This window comes from Cupriavidus sp. WGlv3 (assembly GCF_023952475.1).
Classification (GTDB): domain Bacteria; phylum Pseudomonadota; class Gammaproteobacteria; order Burkholderiales; family Burkholderiaceae; genus Cupriavidus; species Cupriavidus phytorum.
On sequence record NZ_JALHRX010000134.1, the window covers coordinates 1 to 558 of the forward strand.

Here is a 558-nt window from a genome sequence, read left to right on the forward strand (position 1 = left end):
GGCTCCGACTGTTTGTATGCATGCGGTTTCAGGATCTATTTCACTCCCCTCCCGGGGTTCTTTTCGCCTTTCCCTCACGGTACTGGTTCACTATCGGTCGATCACGAGTATTTAGCCTTGGAGGATGGTCCCCCCATCTTCAGACAGGATTTCACGTGTCCCGCCCTACTTGTCGTACACCTAGTTCCACAATCGTGTTTTCGCATACAGGGCTATCACCTGCTAGGGCCGGGCTTTCCATCCCGTTCTGCTAACACCACTGCTAAAGAGTACAAGGCTCTTCCCATTTCGTTCGCCACTACTTTGGGAATCTCGGTTGATTTCTGTTCCTGCAGCTACTTAGATGTTTCAGTTCGCCGCGTTCGCTTCCCACACCTATGAATTCAGTGTGGGATGACCCATTCGGGCCGGGTTTCCCCATTCGGACATCTCCGGATCAAAGCTTGTTTGCCAGCTCCCCGAAGCTTTTCGCAGGCTACCGCGTCCTTCATCGCCTGTGATCGCCAAGGCATCCACCACATGCACTTGTTCGCTTGACCCTATAACAAGTGTGTCTCA

1 rRNA gene is annotated in these 558 nt (G+C 52.7%); it reads right to left on the bottom strand.

Annotated features, from left to right (window positions below):
• A 23S ribosomal RNA gene (locus tag MKD38_RS30850) occupies positions 1-539 on the bottom strand; the annotation flags it as partial.
• Positions 540-558: the final 19 nt, after the last annotated feature.